A 523-nucleotide genomic window follows, 5' to 3' on the forward strand; every position below is an offset into this window, starting at 1 on the left:
TGTTGAGAACCAGCATCTTGGTGAGGAACAGTACTCTGTTGTGGCTGTGCAAACTGCTGTGGTTCTACAGGTGAAATAGACTCTGGTAATTGAGACTGCTTTGGTTGCAATGATGCCAAATCTGAAGTTTCAATTGCATTAGGCAAAGGTTCCATACCTAAAGGATTTGGTTGTGAACCAAAGGTCGCTACTGGTAAAGAAGGGACTGAAGACGGTACATACGGTTTTCTGCCTGCCGATCTTAAAGACGAACTTACATCTGGCAAAGGTTCCATATCCTTCGATAAACCTAAAGGATTTGATTGTGAACCAAAAGTTGGTACAGATGAAGAAGGGATTAAATAAGGCAAATTATTTGCCTGTTGTTGTGCATTTTCCATACGTTGATTTTGCATTAGTATACGCGACGCGAATGGGTCCATTGCATACATAGACTTAATTAGTCGTGATAAAATGTTATCGTTACTATTTTGCATAACTACCTCACTTTTTTCCTGCAAAACCAGAAATACCAGCTAAAATC

1 pseudogene is annotated in these 523 nt (G+C 39.8%); it reads right to left on the reverse strand.

The features are described from left to right. Window positions 1-395 (reverse strand): annotated as a pseudogene (locus tag ACFIJP_RS09765) (hypothetical protein); the annotation flags it as partial. Window positions 396-523: the final 128 nt, after the last annotated feature.

The organism is Bartonella sp. MU37NMGALS, assembly GCF_042194015.1.
GTDB lineage: Bacteria > Pseudomonadota > Alphaproteobacteria > Rhizobiales > Rhizobiaceae > Bartonella > Bartonella grahamii.